Below are 16059 nucleotides of genomic sequence, written 5' to 3'. Positions count from 1 at the left end.
TTATCCTTTGGAGGCGCGGTCCAGGGATGCCTGGCCCTTGTTCTGGGCGTCCTTGATCCTTTGGTCGAGGGCGGACTCGTCCACCTTGCCGGCGGCCAGGTCCGGAACGGACTGGACCGTGACGTTGAGAAGGCCCAGCTGGATGTCGCCCCAGGCACCGGTAAAGGGTGTCGCCTTGGACTTGGCAGCGGCGTCAGCCAGCGGCTTGAGCTTCGGATCGGTTAGGCTGGCGAGGGCCTCGGCGTTGGCCGGCAGGTCGCCGAAGATCTTCTGGTAGTTCAGCTGCTCATCCTTGGACGTGATCAGCTTGATGTAGGCGAAGGCGAGGTCCTTCTGCTTCGAGTAGTCAGCCACCACCAGGTTGTCGCCGGAGAGGATGCTGGCCGCGTCGCCGTCGGACTTGGACTGCGTCTCACCGGGGGCGATGGTGGGCATCAAGGTGTACTCATACTTGTTGGCAACCTCCGACTTTGCGAGCGTGGGCATGGAGCTTGGCGTGGTCATCATCAGGTAGCCCGCCTTGCCGCTGGCAAAGGCCGCCACGGCGTTGCTGTTGCTCCAGCCCACGGAGGCGGGGTCAACAACCTTGTCATCGGTCAGCCAGCCGAAGTAGGTTTCGTAGGCCTTCTTGACGGTGGGGTCGTCCATCTTCAGTTTGTTGCCATCGACCAAAGGGTTGCCGGCTTGGACTGACATGGCCCAGATGAACTTCCAGGGGTCGTAGTTGTCCTTGTAGCCGGTGGCGATGCCGTAGGTGTCGCCCTTGGTCATCTTCTTTGCCTGGGCTGCCAGTTCGTCCCAACTGGTGGCGGGCTTGTCGATGCCTGCTGCTGCCAGGAGGTCCTTGTTGTAGGCCATCACGAATGGACGGCTCACGAAGGGGATGCCGGCCATATGGTCCTTGTCCGGCCCGGAAATACCGAGGGCGGCCTGGTTGAAGCGGTCCTTGCCGCCTACTGCCTTCCAGTCGTCATCCGAGAGGGTGACGAAAGCCTTGGTGGCGTAGGCCGTTGGGGTGAAGGTGGTGCCGAGCCCGTAAACGTCCGGTCCCTGGCCCGAGACCACGGAGGTCTGGATGCGGGTGAGCTCGTCATTGGCAGAAGCGAAGGTCTCAAACTTCACGTCGGCTCCGGTTTCAGCCTTGAACTTGGCGGCGATGTCGCTCTGCCACTGTTTCTGCTGCTCGGGGTACTGGGCCAGGACGCCGGTCAGGACATTGAGGGTCTTGCCCGTTCCGTCCACTTTCCCGCCGGCGTTGCCGGAGCCTCCGCTGTTACCCGAGCCTCCGGATCCACAACCGGTCAGGGCGAGTGCTGCAGCCGTAACAATTGCCGCGAGCCCAGTAGTCGATTTAAACCTCATTGTTTTTCTCCTCTTGGACACCCGCATTGCCACATCCGTCCTGTGGCGGAGATCACTGCAGGCGACTCGAAAGCCAGTCTAGGAAGATGGCAACGTACATGGCAAGCGGTTGCCAAAAGTTGCCATAAATGCTCAGATTGAGTTCAACAGGATTCCGGGAACGAGTAGCCTTGGAAACCCCACATGGCCGGTTTTATCCCGGTCCGCGAGGAAGGCCCAGCGATGGCAGACCCAGCAGCGACGGCGTCGTCAGTCCCGGCAAGCCTTGACACGGGCACCCGGCGGGACCGCCCACCCACCATCCGGGACGTGGCGGAACTCGCCGGGGTGGCCACCTCCACCGTGTCGCGGGCCCTCGCGCGGCCCGACCGGGTCAACCCGCGGACCCGCATCCGGATCGAGGAAGCGGCCGCGGAGCTCAATTACGTGCCCAGCTCCCAGGCCCGCGGTCTCAGTTCCGGACGGACCAACGCGGTGGCCGTCCTGGTACCCGACATCACCAACCCGTTCTATTTCGACATCATCCGCGGCACCCAGCACCAGCTCAAGGCCGCCGGGGTCACCCAGCTCCTGGTGGACACCGAGGAGTCCAGTGAGATGGAACTCGATGCCCTGCACAAGATGCGCAAGTCCGCGGACGGCTTCATCCTTGCCGCGTCACGCCTGACGGACGCCCAGCTTGCAGAGGTCTCGCAGTCGCAGCCCCTGGTGACGTTCAACCGCGCCTCCACCAGCGCCCCGACGGTGATGATCGATACTCCCTCTGCCATCATCCAGGCCCTTGAGCACCTGGCCTCCCTGGGCCATCACAAAGTCTGCTATGTGGCCGGACCGCCCACCTCCTGGTCCAACCAGATGCGGTGGAAGGTCTTCGAGGAGGACGCGACCAAACGGGGCATGGAGGTCCACCGGATCGGCCCTTACACCCCAAAGACCACGTCCGGTGCGGCGGCGGCGGATGCGGCCGTCAGGACGGGGGCAACAGCCTGCATCGTCTTCAACGACCTGCTGGCCATCGGCATGCTCCAGCGCCTCCAGGCCCGCGGCATCCGGGTTCCTGCCGACATGAGCATCATTGGCTCGGACGACATCTTCGGCGCGGACTTCTGCAATCCTCCGTTGACCACGATCTCCAGCCCTATCGAGCAGGCGGGCAGGGTGGCCGTGTCCATGCTGCTGGCGCAGCTCAACCCGCTGTCGGGAAGTGCCAGCAGGCAGCTCGCCGTCATGCCAACGCACCTGACCGTGAGGGAATCGACAGGCCCTGCCCCGGCCTGATCAGCCCATAGTGAACGGCAGGACCCGCCGCAAGATGGAACCGAACCGCGAGCACGCCCTGGAAGTGCTGGCGGACAGCTGGTAGCACCTGCTCTGCGACGAAGGCCGGCCAGGGCAGAGTGACCTAGGCCTGTTCCGTGATCCACGCACCAAGTTCGGCGGCGGTTTCCGTGGTGAGGGCGTGCCCACCCGGGTCCTTGCGGGCGTGGGTATCCGCCCCGGAGGCCCCCAGGAGGTAGTCCCAGGTGCGGCCCAGCAGGTCAGCCGGGATGACGGTATCGGCTTCACCGTGGGCCAGGAACACATGAACCCCGGAGAGGCGGTCCGGCGACGTCGGCACACCAGCCTCGAACGGCAGCGTCCCGTAGAGGATGGCAGTGCCCGAGAAACGCTGCGGAGCAGCCAGCATCAACCCGCCCGCGAACGCCGCACCGCCACTGAAGCCGACCAGGATCACCGGCCGTCCTTCCGGGGCGATCGGGTCCAGCCAGGTCCGGAACCATTCCATTGTCTGGGCCAGGGACTCGGCCACGGGCCGCCCGGTCCCCCGGTTCGCGAACCAGGCGAACCCGCCCCCTGCCGGGATTGGCGCCCGGACAGCTGCGTAAGAGTGGCCTGCGGGAAGGTGGCTGGCCAGTCCGATGATTCCTGATTCGTTCGATCCGCGCCCGTGCAGCAGCACCACGAGCGGGCGGTTGGGATCGTCGGGGCTCTGCCAGGCGACGGTGGGTTCGGCGAACGGTGCGTGCATATCGTGTCCTTGGTGTTGGTGGTGGAAATGGCTTGGGTCAGGCAGGGGCCGGGGCCCCGATTTCCCGGTTGACTGCGGGCATGATCTCGGTGGCGAGCAGCTCGATGGAACGTGCCGTCTCGGCGAACGGAAGGCCGCCCAGTCCGATCTGGGCCATGTAGCGGCTGGTGCCCAGTGCCTCGTGGATGGCGAGGATCTTCTCCACCACCTGCTGTGGGCTCCCCACCAGCAGGCCGCCGCCGGGTTCAGACCAGTCATCGAAGGTTGAGCGCGGGAAGTGGTCCACGGGCCGGGGCATGTTCTGCTCGAAATACGCCCGGTAATAGGGGTAGAAAGTGTCGCGTGCCTGCTGGGAGGTGGGGGCCACGTAGAAGTGGCCGCCGGCACCCACCGGCAGGGCGGCGGCGTCATGCCCGGCCTCGGCCGCGGTGTGCCGGTACAGCTCCACCAGGCGGCGGAACCTTTCGGGTCCGGACAGCAACGCGACAAACAAGGGCAGGCCCAGCCGTCCGGCGCGGGCGAAGCTTGCGGGCGTGCCGCCGACCCCTACCCAGACGGGAAGTTTTTCCTGCAGCGGCCGCGGGGCAATGTCCATGCCGTGGATGGTTTGGGTCAAGGTACCCTGCCAGTCCAGGGTGGCGTTGTCCCGAAGCTGCAGCAGCATGCGCAGCTTTTCGTCGAAGAGGGCGTCGTAATCGGCGGTGTCGTAGCCGAACAGTGGGTAGGACTCGATGAACGCGCCGCGCCCGGCGATGATCTCGGCGCGGCCGCCGGAAACCAGGTCCAGGGTGGCGAACTGTTCGAACAGCCGCACCGGATCCTGGGTGGACAGTACGGTGACGGCGGTGCTCAACCTTAGGTCGGTGGTCTCGCGGGCAACCGCGGCCAGCACCATCTCGGGGGCGGACAAGGCGAAGTCGTGGCGGTGGTGCTCGCCCAGGCCCAGGAAGCTGAGGCCCGCCTGGTCAGCAAGCTTGGCCAGCCCAATGATCTCTTCCAGCCGCTGGTGCGGCGACTGGGCGCGTCCGGTTATTCCGTCGCGGGATAGTTCACCAAAGGTAAAAATGCCGAAGTCCATATTGGTTGAACATTCAACTTTACAGAAGTATTCCGAAGCTGCGCCGGCCGATCGACGCCGGGACCTGCCCCGGACCCGCAAATAGGTACGGGCGTGCACCCCGGGGCCTCCGCCCCGGAAGCGATGCACCAGGGGGTCCCTATTACCTGCCCGTAGCGTAGCGGGCCGTTTCGGCGCCGGAGCATACTTGACCCGCCACTCGCATTGATGGACGAAAGAGACGTCCCACCGCACCCTCACCGGCAGTTCCAGGGGATTCTGCCGGCATCCCGCTGCGGGACGGGGGAACATCCCCGCCGCGTCGCAGCCCTTGGACGGAAGACACCGGTCTCGAAAGGGGTAAAGATCAACGATGAAACACACCAGGACGGGACTGCTGTCCATGGCGTCCGCCGCCGTGCTTGCCCTGGGACTTGCTCCCGGAGCTGCTGTGGCCCATGGCGGATCCGGGCACGGGGACCCGGACCAGAGTGACGACTGGCGGCACAATGACGATCAGCGCCGGCTGGTCAGGGCCCTGCGTGACGTCACCGACGACTACCGCTGGCTGGAGAACGCGGAGGCGGACGGATACCGGAAGATCACCGAATGCATTGACAAACCGGGCGTGGGAGCCATGGGCTTCCACTACGCGAAGCAGGAACTGATCGATGACAAGACCCAGGCCCGGAAGCCCGAGGTCCTGGTGTACATGCCTGACGAGGACGGGCAGTACGAGCTGGTGGCTGCCGAATTCATCTCGACGGCGGCCGACCGTCCCACCCTCGCCGGCCTCGATTTCGAGGACGGGCCGTTCCCCGGTTCTTATGCGCTTCACGCGTGGATCTGGCGGGACAACCCGGACGGCATGTTCGCTTCCTACAATCCGGACCTGAGCTGCCCCACGTAACCTCCCTGACGTCGGACGCCGCACGGTGGACCCGGGGCGCCGGACGCCGGCCCGACGCAAGGCGGGCGTACGACGCCGGGAGCCGCCCGCCGTCGTACGCCGGCCTGTGGATCGGGGTGCTTAGGCTCCCACGAGCTTGGCGCCGGCAGGAACCTCCGCCGGGCCCCCCGGCGCGTTGCGGCCGTACAGCCAGTCGTTGTACTGGAAGTTGTTGTCGCCGCGGCTCTTGAACAGCATGTTCCGCAGGACGCGTGCCACGCCGTCCACGTGCCAGGACTCGCCCCAGATCCGGGCGGTGGTCTGGACTCGTGCGGTGCGGGCCGCCCGGGTTTCGTTGAACTCGCGGAAGGCATCCTCCCACGCACCGGCGTCGATGCCTTCGGGCGTGAAGACCTTGTTCTGCGCGGCGTCCTGCAGCACTGCAGCGTCCTCGAGCGCCTGGCAGGCACCCTGGGCCAGGTACTGCAGCATCGGGTGCGCGGCATCGCCGATCAGTGCCATGCGGCCGGAAACCCAGTTCTCGATCGGGTTGCGATCATACATGGGCCAGCGGATGCCGGTGGCCAGGTTTTTCAGGGCTCTCTGCACGGCGGGGACGCAGTCCTTGTAGGCCGCCTGGAGTTCGTCCACGCCGCCGTACTGCTCTTCGCCGCGCTCGAACGACGGGGACTTGAACACTGCCACGGTGTTGAGCAGCTGGCCCTTGCGGAGCGGGTACTGGACCAGGTGGCAGTTCGGGCCGAGGTAGACGATGACGTCCTCCAGGTCCGCGGCGGGGGTTTCCTCGGTGATGGGCACGGTGCCGCGGTACGCCACATAGGCGGAGTTGACGGGGCCGTCGTTGGCAACGGTGGCGCGGAGGGTGGACTTCAGCCCGTCCCCTGCCAGGATGGCGTCAGCCTCGAACACCTCACCCTTGGCGGTGTAGGCGCGGGCGCGGTCGCCGTCGGTCTCCACCTTCTGCACCAGGACGTCGTTCACCAGGGTGACGCCGGCTTCCTGGCAGGCTTCGAGCAGAATCCGGTGCAGGTCGCTGCGGTGGATCACGACGTAGGGGGCGCCATAGCGTTCCTCGAACTCGCCGCCCAGGGTCTGGCGGGTGAGTTCCTCGCCGGTGATGGCGTCGCGGAACACCAGGTGCTTGGGCTGGACGCCGATTTCCAGCGCCTTTTCCAGCAGGCCCCAGCGCTTGAGGACGCGGGAGGCGTTGGGGGCCATCTGCAGGCCGGCGCCGACTTCGCCGAAGGCGGGTGCCACTTCAACCAGGGTGACGTCGGCGCCGTTTTCGCGCAGCGCCAGCGCTCCGGCAAGCCCGGCCATGCCGCCGCCCACTACCAGGACGTCGGTGGACCCTTTGAGGTTAGACATTGGAAACTCCTACTGCTGTTGATTTCTTGATTTTGGTATTGACGGCTGCGAGCAGGACTGCTGCTGCTGCGGCTGCTCCGGCAAATGCCAGGAAGTTCGAGTTGACGCCCAGGCCCGCTGCGAGCAGGAGCCCGCCGGCCTGCGGGGCGGCTACGGCCCCGATCCGGCCCACGCCGAGCGCCCAGCCAAGGGCGGTGCCGCGCAGGTGTGCCGGGTAGTGGCTTGCCACGGCGGCGATGATCAGGCACTGGGTGCCGTGCGTGCCCACGCCGGCGAGCACCAGCATGAGGTAGACGACGGCGACGGGCGGCCCGGTCACCAGGACCAGCAATCCGATGGCGGCTACGGCCGCTGCCGCGATCGCGGTGGGGATGGGGCCGAACCGGGTGCCGGCCCACGCGGTGAGCACCGAGCCCGCCACGGCGCCCAGGTTGAGAGCCAGTGCGAACGTCAGGGCGGACCCGAGGTTGTAGCCTGCCAGCTGCATGAGGTTGGGCAGCCAGGTGCCCAACCCGTACCAGGCGAAGAGGGTCACCAGGGTGCCGATGGCGAACAGCAGGCTGGTGCCGAGGTAGGGCGCGCGAAGCAGGGACCCGAACCCGACGGCGTCCTTGGCGGTGCTGCCCTGGGCTGCGCCCTTGGGGCCGGGTGCCAGCGTCTCCGGCAGGTAGCGGATGCCCAGCGGGATGACCACCACCAGGGCGACGACGGCGACCAGGAACATGACCGGCCAGCCGAAGGCAGGAATCAGCGGGATGCCGACGAGGGCTGCGATGGAGCCGCCGATGGGGACGCCGGACATCATGAGCGTGGCGATGGTGGACCGCCACTTTTCGGGAACGAGTTCTGCCACCAGGGCGTTGGCCGAGGGCACCAGGCCGCCCAGGCCAATGCCTGCCAGGAGACGCAGGCCGCCGAAGACCGGCGCGTTGGGGGCAAAGGCGCAAAGGATGGTGAAGAGGGAGAACACGACGGCGCAGCCGATGATGGTGCGCCGTCGGCCCCAGGTATCGGACATGCGGCCTGCGAAGACCGCTCCGATCATCATGCCGATGAAGGCCATCGACCCGATGGTGCCGGCGGTGGCCTTGGTCATGCCCCAGCCGGTATCGCTGATGAGCGAGCCCTGGACCGTCCCATAGACGATCAGGTCATAGCCGTCGAAAACGACCAGCAGCCAGCACACCAGGACGGCAAGCACGGAACGCCGGGGAAACCCGGAACGGCCGGCGCCCGGAGCGGGGGCGGCCGTGCGCTGCGGCGCTGCAGCGGAAGTTATGTGATTCATCCCACCACTGTGCTGGCAGCCTTACCGCTCCGCACATAAGATTCTGTTATGCAGAATCTTCCGGCCCGACGGAAGCCCACCTACTCCATTGAGGCGGTGGACAACGCCCTGCAGTTGCTGCAGCTCCTGCGCGACGTGGGCAGCCTGCGGCTCAAGGACGCCGCCGCGGAACTGGGCGTGGCCCCGTCCACCGCCCACCGGCTCCTGGCCATGCTGGTCTACCGCGGCTTCGCGGTGCAGGACGAAACGCGCCGGTACGTGCCGGGCCCGGCGATGGGCGCGGGCCCCGCCGGGTTCAGCTGGACCCGCCAGCTGCGGGACATCTCCCGGCCCCACATGGAAGTCCTGTGCGCCCGCACCAACGAGACCGTCAACCTGATGATCCGGGTGGGCACCAAGGTCCGTTTCCTGGACACGGTGGAAAGCTCGAATATCCTGCGGGTCGGGGACCGCCAGGGCACGTTGCTGCCGGCGCACAAGGCGTCGGGCGGCAAGGCCATCCTGGCCGAGCTGGAACCGGCCGCGCTGGAACAGCTGTTCCGCAGCCCCAACGCGGAGCTGGCCGGCGACTATATTCCCGACGCCGAGTACCCGGCGTTCCTGCGCGAGCTTGAGTCGGTGCGGGCCAACGGATTCGCCGCCAACTTCGAGGGCACCGAGGAGGGCATCAGCGCCTTTGGGATGGCGCTGCACAACGGCAGGGGCATGGTGGTGGGCGCCTTGAGCGTGGCCACTCCGGTGGCCAGGTTCCGGCCGCTGTTCGACGCCGGGCTGGTGGGCGTGATGATGGAAACCCGGCGCCAGCTGGAGATGGACATCGCGGCCAATCCGGTGGACGGGGCGCAGCACCTCTGACACTTATCCGGAAGGCCTTCGGCCGAATTCTGTCAGCCAGAATATGCTGGAGGTCACAGCCTGCCTTCCCTAGGGTCGAATCCACGTCGCAGTCAGTCCGTACGCAAGGAGAAGGCCAGTGTCGATCAGCGCTGAAAACCAAACGCACGAATCCGTGGCACAGGAACACCATGTTCCCGAGCCCACCCCCGAGGAGGCTGCCCAGCTGGAGCAGCTGTACAAGGATTTCAATAAGGAAAACCTGATTCCGCTGTGGACGGAGATCGCGGACCTGATGCCCATGGTTCCGTCGCCCAAGGCAGTCCCGCACGTGTGGCGGTGGGATGACCTCTACCCGCTGGCTGCCCGCGCCGGCGACCTGGTGCCTGTGGGCCGCGGCGGGGAACGGCGTGCCATCGCGCTGGCCAACCCGGGCCTGGCCGGGACCCCGTACGCCACGCCCACGCTCTGGGCCGCCATCCAGTACCTGGGCGGCCGCGAAACCGCTCCGGAGCACCGCCACTCCCAGAACGCCTTCCGCTTCGTCGTCGAAGGTGAAGGCGTGTGGACGGTGGTGAACGGCGATCCCGTCCGCATGTCCCGCGGCGACTTCCTGCTCACCCCGGGCTGGAACTTCCACGGCCACCACAACGACACCGATGAGCCCATGGCCTGGATCGACGGCCTGGACATCCCGTTCGTCCACTACGCCGATGCCGGGTTCTTCGAATTCGGCACCGAGCGCGTCACGGACGAGGCCACCCCGGACATCTCCCGTTCCGAGCGGTTGTGGGCCCACCCCGGCCTGCGCCCCCTCTCCGGACTGGAGAACACCACGAACTCCCCCATTGCCGCGTACCGGTGGAAGTACACCGACGCCGCCCTGCGCGAGCAACTGCTCCTGGAGGACGAGGGCCATCCCGCCACCGTGTCCCAGGGCCACGCCGCCATCCGGTACACCAACCCCACCACCGGCGGGGATGTCATGCCCACCATCCGCGCGGAGTTCCACCGCTTGCGGGCCGGCGCCTGGACCGAGACCGTCCGCGAGGTGGGCTCCAGCGTCTGGCAGGTCTTCGAAGGCACCGGCACCGTGACCCTTAACGGCGAAACCCGTGTCCTGGCCAAGGGCGACCTGTTCGTGGTTCCGTCCTGGGCAGCCTGGTCCCTGCAGGCCGAGACTGAGTTTGATTTGTTCCGGTTCAGCGACGCACCCATCTTTGAGCGCCTGAACTTCAACCGCACCTACATCGAAGGACGCACCAAGTAATGAAACTCCTCACCCTCCGCCTCGACAACGGCGGCACCGCAGCAGTCCGCCAGGACGGCGACACCCTCACCGAGATTCCCGGCTTCCCCGACGTCGGGGCCCTGCTGAAGGACCCCAACTGGGAAGCCACGGCGAAGGCGGGCAACGGCGCAACGCATGCGCTCGACGGCGCCGACCTTGCCGCCGTCGTCCCCGCCCCCGGCAAGATCATCTGCGTGGGCCACAACTACCGCAACCACATCAAGGAAATGGGCCGGGAGGTTCCCGAGCACCCCACCCTGTTCGCCAAGTATGCCGAGTCCCTGATCGGCCCCAATGACGACCTGGCCCTGCCGCAGGAATCGGACACCGTGGACTGGGAAGCCGAACTCGCCGTCGTCATCGGCAAGGCCGGCCGCCGCATCCCCGAGTCCGAAGCCGCTGAGCACATCGCCGGGTACTCCGTGCTGAACGACGTCTCCATGCGCGACTACCAGTTCCGCACCATCCAGTGGCTGCAGGGCAAGACCTGGGAGAAGTCCACCCCGTTCGGGCCGGCCCTGGTCACCAAGGACGAGTTCACGGCCGCCCCGCTGATGACCTCCGCCGTGGACGGCGAAGTCCAGCAGTCCACCCCCACCTCGGACCTGGTGTTCACCCCGGAGTTCCTGGTCTCCTACATCTCCACCATCATCACCCTGAACCCGGGCGACGTGATCGCCACCGGCACCCCCGGCGGCGTGGGCCACGCCCAGGACCCCAAGCGCTACCTGCAGGAGGGCCAGGTCCTGGTCACCACCATCGAGGGCCTGGGCCAGCTGACCAACCGCGTGGTCAAGGAAGCCTGATGGTTGCCCGGCACGACCAGACCACCGATCCCGTCCTGCTCGACGGGCTCCTGCAGGCCCGGCGCGGCACCGCGTTCTTCGCCCGCAAGCTCAACGAGCTCACGGACGCGGAACTGGACGGGGACTCGCTCCTGCCGGGCTGGACCCGCCGCCACGTTGTAGCCCACGTGGGCTACAACGCGCGGGCCGTGGCACGGCTGGTCGAATGGGCAGCCACCGGCGTGGAGACCCCCATGTACCCCTCGGTGGAGGTCCGCAACCACGAGATCGACTTCGGCGCCACGCTCAGTCCCATCGCGCTGCGGAACCTGTTCGACCACTCCGCCGTGCACCTGAACGTCGAGTGGCGCGACCTGCCCGCCGACAACTGGCATCACAAGGTCAAGACCGTCCAGGGCAGGACTGTCCCCGCCGAAGAAACCGTCTGGATGCGCACCAGGGAAGTGTGGGTGCACGCCGTTGACCTGGACAACGGCGCCACGTTCCAGGACATCCCCGCACCCGTCCTGGAACGGCTCCTGACAGACATCACCGGCGCCTGGCACGCCCGCGGGACGGACAAGGACCTGGTGGTCGAGGTCACCGGGCAGCCCTCTGCGCTGGTCTTCGGTGACACGGCAGCCACCTCCCCCACCGTGGTGTCCGGCTCCCTGGCCGCCATTGCGCAGTGGGCCACCGGCCGCGGCACGAACGGCACCACGGCACAGCACGACGGCGGATCGGTCACCCCCGCGCCCCCGGCGCCGGCCTGGATCTAGCTATAAATCGAGCACCCGGGCAAGCCATGTGCCACACCGCACCAAAGGCGGGCCAGCATACGCTGGCCCGCCTTTGCCGTTGCCCTCCGGACTCCTCCCACGCGGCCGGCCTTCGCCTCGGGCTGCAAACCAAAAATCCATCCCCTCGTTTGGGACCGCGTCCATAATCGGGACGGCGGCCGCTGGATAGCATGGGGTGACCGGACAGAGCCGTCCGGCGGGATCGACGCAAAAGGAAAACCCATGGCCGCGGTTACGGTGGATGACATCCTCTCGGATCTCCCCCTTGGCTTCGCCAGCCTCATCCTCCGCCCAGCCCCGTCGGCGCCGGCCATTGAACGGTTCCTTATTGTCGACGCCGACGACGAGTCGGTCCAGGCTGCCGGCGCGTTTGTCCTGCTCATCGGTGTCCGCGGCCGCTCCGCCCTGCCGGCGCTCCGGCGGCTCCTGAAAGACCCGCCACCGGTAGTCGCCGTCAAGGGCAACCGCGAAGACCTCGCCGAAGCTGAAGAACTCCTGCAGGCAGCGGGCTCGGGCCTCCTGCTGGTTGATCCGGCCGCCGACTGGGACCGCCTGCTGTCCATCGCAAAGGACCGGATCCAGCCGCGCAGCTACGAGAGCGAAGTCCTCACCCTGCTCGAGGAAGACCTGTTCGCCATCGCCCAGACCACGGCCAGGCTCACCTCCAGCCACGTGCTGATCGAGGACGCTGCCAACAAGGTCCTGGCGTACTCCACGGTCACCAACGACATCGACGAGCTCCGCAAAGCGTCCATCCTGTCCCGCCGCGGCCCCCGGAAGTACGAGCTGCTGCTCAAGGACCTGGGTGCATACCGCGAACTCCACCGCACCCGGCAGCCGGTCCGCGTGCCTGCCCGGCCCCAGGACGGGCTGCGTGAACGGGTGGCCATCGCGCTCTTCGCCGGGGAGCGGATCATGGGCTACATCTGGCTCCAGGAGACCGGAGAGGGCTTCGGCCCGGACGTGGAGTACGTCCTCACCGGATCCGCAGCCAGGGTTTCCGCCGAACTGATCCGCTACCGCAACCAGCAGTCCGTCCACATGCGGGAGGACCGGGTGGCACGGATCCTGTCAGGTCCCGCCGAGGCCGCCGCCAGCGCCCACAGCGGAAAGATCCCCTCCGAACGTCCCGCGGCGCTTCTCCTCATCGGTATGTCCGACGCCGACTCCCGGGCTGACGACGCCGCGCTCAAGCACGGCGAGCTGGCCAACCTGGCCTCCATCCACGCCGCCGCGTACAAGGCATCCGCCGTCGTGGGCCAGTTCAACGGTGACACGGCCATCATCCTGCCGGACCTGCAGTCCAGCACGGCGGAAGCGGGGCTGAGGGCACTTGCCGAAGCGGTGGTCAAGGATGCCCGCAAGCACCTGGGCATCATTCCCTTCGCCGCCGTCGGACCGCTGGCGCCGGACCTGCTGTCCATCCACGGGGTCACCGGCATCACTGAAGCGCTGCTGGCCTGCGTGCGGAACGCCACACCGGGCACGGTGGCCACCGTTGACGATTTCGAGGCGGAAATCCTCTACCGCGAGGCCGTACGTAACTTCCACAGCTCACCCTTCCGGCACCGCAGCATGGCGGCGCTGCTCCAGGAGGATGCCGAACTCGCAGCAACCCTGCAGGCCTACTTCGACGCCTGCTTCGACGTCTCCGAATGCGCCAAACACATGAACCTGCACAAAAACACCGTCTACTACCGCGTTGCCAAGGCGGCCAGGGTCACCGGCCTGGACTTCGGCAACCCCCGCGACTCACTGGTGGCCCTGCTCCATCTCCAGGAGTGGGCCGCCTCCACCGACAATTCAGGCAGGAAATGAGCACCATACTCAGCGCACCGCCCCTGGGCGTCCTCCTTGAGGACATCGTCCGGCGCCACCGGCCCAGGCAGAACGCCGGCAGCGTTCCCGGAAACATCCCTTTCCTTGCCACGGTCCCGTTCGACCGCTTCGGCATCGCTGTCGCCACCACCTCCGGCGAGGTCTTCAGCTCCGGGGACGCCGGCGTTCCCTTTTCCATCCAAAGCATTTCCAAGGTATTCACCCTGGCCATGGCCCTGCAGGGCGGCAGATCCACCGCTCTTTGGTCCCGGGTGCTGCGCGAACCCTCCGGAACGTCCTTCAACTCGCTGGTCCAGCTGGAAGCCGAGAAGGGCATCCCCCGCAATCCGTTCATCAACGCCGGCGCCCTGGTGGTCACCGACCACCTACTGGAAGAGACGCCCGACGCCGCCACGCAGCTCCTGCGGTTCCTCACCGAACAAGCGGGGAGCCATGAGGCGGAGCGAGGCTCCCGCGCACCGTTCATCGATGAAGCCGCTGCTGCCGGCGAGCTGGCCAGCAGCAGCCGCAACCTGGCCCTGGCGCACTTCCTCAAGGATTTTGGCAACCTCACCCAGCCGGCCGCGGCAGTGGTGGAGAACTACGTCCGCCAGTGCTCCATCATGATGACCTGCGTCCAGCTGGCCAGGGCCGGCCTGTTCCTCGCCAACGACGGCCAGGGAACAACCGGCAGGGTGCTGTCCCCCAGCGAGGCCAAGCGGATCGGTTCCATCATGCTGACCTGCGGCATGTATGACGCCGCCGGCGAGTTCGCCTACCGGGTGGGCCTGCCCGGCAAGAGCGGAGTAGGTGGCGGGATCCTGGTGATCGTCCCGGGCCAGTGCGCCATCTGCGTCTGGAGCCCCCGCCTGGACGCCAAAGGCAACTCCCTTGCCGGCACCGCCGCCCTGGCCGACCTCTCCGACCGCACCGGCTGGTCAGTCTTCTAAGTTTCCCCATCCAGCAAGATCTTCCCCGGATCGAAAGGAATACCCATGCCCAACAACCCCAATGAAGAGGTTGAGTTCGACCACGTTATTGATGGTGGTCACGCGCATGCGTCTGAGACCTCCCTGCACGCGGAGGACAAGGGTTACCACAAGAACCTCAAGCCGCGGCAGATCCAGATGATCGCGATCGGCGGTGCGATCGGTACCGGCCTGTTCCTCGGCGCCGGCGGCCGGCTCAACGCGGCGGGCCCGTCCCTGGTCATCGCGTACGCGGTGTGCGGGTTCTTCGCGTTCCTGATCCTGCGCGCCCTGGGCGAACTGGTCCTGCACCGGCCTTCCTCGGGCTCGTTCGTTTCCTACGCCCGTGAGTTCTTCGGCGAAAAGGCCGCGTTCGTCTCCGGCTGGTTCTACTGGATCAACTGGGCCACCACCACCATCGTGGACATCACCGCCGCCGCCCTCTACATGCACTTCTTCGGCAACTACATCCCCTGGATGGCCGACGTCCCGCAGTGGGCCTGGGCACTGACCGCCCTCATCGTGGTCCTGGCCCTGAACCTGGTCTCCGTGAAGGTCTTCGGCGAAATGGAATTCTGGTTCGCCCTGATCAAGGTCGCCGCCCTCGTCGCGTTCCTCATCATCGGCACCTACTTCGTCATCTTCGGCACCCCCGTGGACGGCCAGCAGGTCGGCATCAGCCTCCTGTCCGATAACGGCGGGATCTTCCCCAACGGCCTGCTGCCCATGATCATCCTCATGCAGGGCGTCCTGTTCGCCTACGCCTCCATCGAACTGGTCGGCACCGCCGCCGGCGAAACCGAAAACCCCGAAAAGATCATGCCCAAGGCCATCAACTCCGTGGTCTTCCGCATCGCCGTGTTCTACGTCGGCTCCGTGATCCTGCTGGCCTTGCTGCTGCCCTTCACCTCCTACCAGAAGGGCGTCAGCCCCTTCGTGACGTTCTTCGGCTCCATCGGCGTCCAGGGCGTGGACGTGATCATGAACCTCGTGGTCCTCACCGCCGCCCTGTCCTCGCTGAACGCCGGGCTCTACTCCACCGGCCGGATCCTGCGCTCCATGTCCGTGAACGGCTCGGCCCCTAAGTTCGCCTCCCGCATGAACAAGGCAGGCGTCCCCTACGGCGGCATCGCCATCACCGCCGTCGTCTCCCTCCTCGGCGTCCCGCTGAACTACCTCGTCCCGGCCGACGCCTTCGAGATCGTGCTGAACATCGCCTCCGTGGGCATCATCATGACCTGGGCCACCATCGTCCTCTGCCAGATCCAGCTCAAACGCTGGGCGGACAAGGGCTGGGTGGAGCGCCCCTCCTTCCGGATGTTCGGCGCCCCCTACACCGGCTACCTGTCGCTGGTCTTCCTCGTCGGCGTCCTGGTCATGGTCTTCATCGACTCACCCCTGACCATGCTCGTCACCGCCATCGCGTCCGTGCTCATGGTCATCGGCTGGTACGCCTGCCGCCACCGCATCCGCCAAATCGCCGAAACCCGCGAAGGCTTCACCGGGACAGCACCCGTGATCGCCAACCGGACGCCCATTTCCTGACCAC

The 16059-nt window shown here is 66.7% G+C and carries 14 protein-coding genes; 9 read left to right on the top strand and 5 right to left on the bottom strand.

Translation table 11 applies throughout. The features are described 5' to 3' along the window. Complete coding sequence (locus VIK36_RS03490) at positions 1–1362, bottom strand: ABC transporter substrate-binding protein (RefSeq protein ID WP_324644070.1); 1362 nt, start codon at positions 1360–1362, stop codon at positions 1–3. 222 nt (positions 1363–1584) lie between these two features. Here VIK36_RS03490 and VIK36_RS03485 point away from each other — a divergent pair, with 222 nt between their 5' ends. Next, entirely contained in the window at positions 1585–2640 is a 1056-nt protein-coding gene (locus tag VIK36_RS03485; RefSeq protein ID WP_324644069.1) for a LacI family DNA-binding transcriptional regulator, read from the top strand. Positions 2641–2764: 124 nt separating this feature from the next. Here the strand turns inward: VIK36_RS03485 and VIK36_RS03480 are convergent, their stop codons facing one another. Together VIK36_RS03480 and VIK36_RS03475 are read right to left on the bottom strand one after the other, a co-directional pair. Then, entirely contained in the window at positions 2765–3391 is a 627-nt protein-coding gene (locus VIK36_RS03480) for a serine esterase (RefSeq protein WP_324644068.1), read from the bottom strand. A 37-nt stretch (positions 3392–3428) separates the two neighbouring features. Next, entirely contained in the window at positions 3429–4469 is a 1041-nt protein-coding gene (locus VIK36_RS03475; protein WP_324644067.1) for an LLM class flavin-dependent oxidoreductase, read from the bottom strand. 352 nt (positions 4470–4821) lie between these two features. Between VIK36_RS03475 and VIK36_RS03470 the strand changes: the two genes are divergently transcribed. Beyond that, on the top strand, positions 4822–5358 hold the full coding sequence (locus VIK36_RS03470; RefSeq protein ID WP_324644066.1) for a hypothetical protein: 537 nt from the start codon (positions 4822–4824) through the stop codon (positions 5356–5358). A 120-nt stretch (positions 5359–5478) separates the two neighbouring features. On the opposite strand, the gene VIK36_RS03465 is transcribed toward VIK36_RS03470, so the two are convergent. Together VIK36_RS03465 and VIK36_RS03460 are read right to left on the bottom strand one after the other, a co-directional pair. Further along, positions 5479–6726, bottom strand: a complete 1248-nt coding sequence (locus VIK36_RS03465; RefSeq protein ID WP_324644065.1) for an FAD-dependent monooxygenase — start codon at positions 6724–6726, stop codon at positions 5479–5481. Then, a complete protein-coding gene (locus tag VIK36_RS03460) occupies positions 6719–8014 on the bottom strand; it encodes an aromatic acid/H+ symport family MFS transporter (RefSeq protein WP_324644064.1) in 1296 nt (431 codons plus the stop codon). The genes VIK36_RS03465 and VIK36_RS03460 overlap by 8 nt, the downstream gene beginning before the upstream one ends. A gap of 48 nt (positions 8015–8062) precedes the next feature. Between VIK36_RS03460 and VIK36_RS03455 the strand changes: the two genes are divergently transcribed. The 7 genes from VIK36_RS03455 to VIK36_RS03425 all read left to right on the top strand — a co-directional run bounded on the left by VIK36_RS03455 (position 8063) and on the right by VIK36_RS03425 (position 16055). Continuing rightward, a complete protein-coding gene (locus VIK36_RS03455; RefSeq protein WP_324644063.1) occupies positions 8063–8869 on the top strand; it encodes an IclR family transcriptional regulator in 807 nt (268 codons plus the stop codon). 118 nt (positions 8870–8987) lie between these two features. Then, positions 8988–10118 (top strand): cupin domain-containing protein, encoded by a 1131-nt coding sequence (locus VIK36_RS03450; protein WP_324644062.1) that lies wholly within the window; start codon positions 8988–8990, stop codon positions 10116–10118. Further along, positions 10118–10945 carry a fumarylacetoacetate hydrolase family protein gene (locus VIK36_RS03445; RefSeq protein ID WP_324644061.1) on the top strand — a complete coding sequence of 276 codons (828 nt, stop codon included), beginning with the start codon at positions 10118–10120 and terminating at the stop codon, positions 10943–10945. Before VIK36_RS03450 ends, VIK36_RS03445 begins: the two co-directional genes overlap by 1 nt. After that, positions 10945–11703 carry a maleylpyruvate isomerase family mycothiol-dependent enzyme gene (locus tag VIK36_RS03440; protein ID WP_324644060.1) on the top strand — a complete coding sequence of 253 codons (759 nt, stop codon included), beginning with the start codon at positions 10945–10947 and terminating at the stop codon, positions 11701–11703. Before VIK36_RS03445 ends, VIK36_RS03440 begins: the two co-directional genes overlap by 1 nt. Positions 11704–11946: 243 nt before the next feature. Then, positions 11947–13542 (top strand): helix-turn-helix domain-containing protein, encoded by a 1596-nt coding sequence (locus VIK36_RS03435; protein WP_324644059.1) that lies wholly within the window; start codon positions 11947–11949, stop codon positions 13540–13542. Beyond that, entirely contained in the window at positions 13539–14492 is a 954-nt protein-coding gene (locus tag VIK36_RS03430; RefSeq protein ID WP_255174380.1) for a glutaminase, read from the top strand. The genes VIK36_RS03435 and VIK36_RS03430 overlap by 4 nt, the downstream gene beginning before the upstream one ends. 45 nt (positions 14493–14537) lie before the next feature. Beyond that, positions 14538–16055, top strand: coding sequence for an amino acid permease (locus tag VIK36_RS03425; RefSeq protein WP_324644058.1), 1518 nt, complete (start codon positions 14538–14540; stop codon positions 16053–16055). Positions 16056–16059 lie beyond the last annotated feature (4 nt).

This window comes from Pseudarthrobacter sp. LT1 (assembly GCF_035621795.1).
Classification (GTDB): Bacteria; Actinomycetota; Actinomycetes; order Actinomycetales; family Micrococcaceae; genus Arthrobacter.
This window is presented reverse-complemented; position numbering and strand designations above follow the sequence as displayed.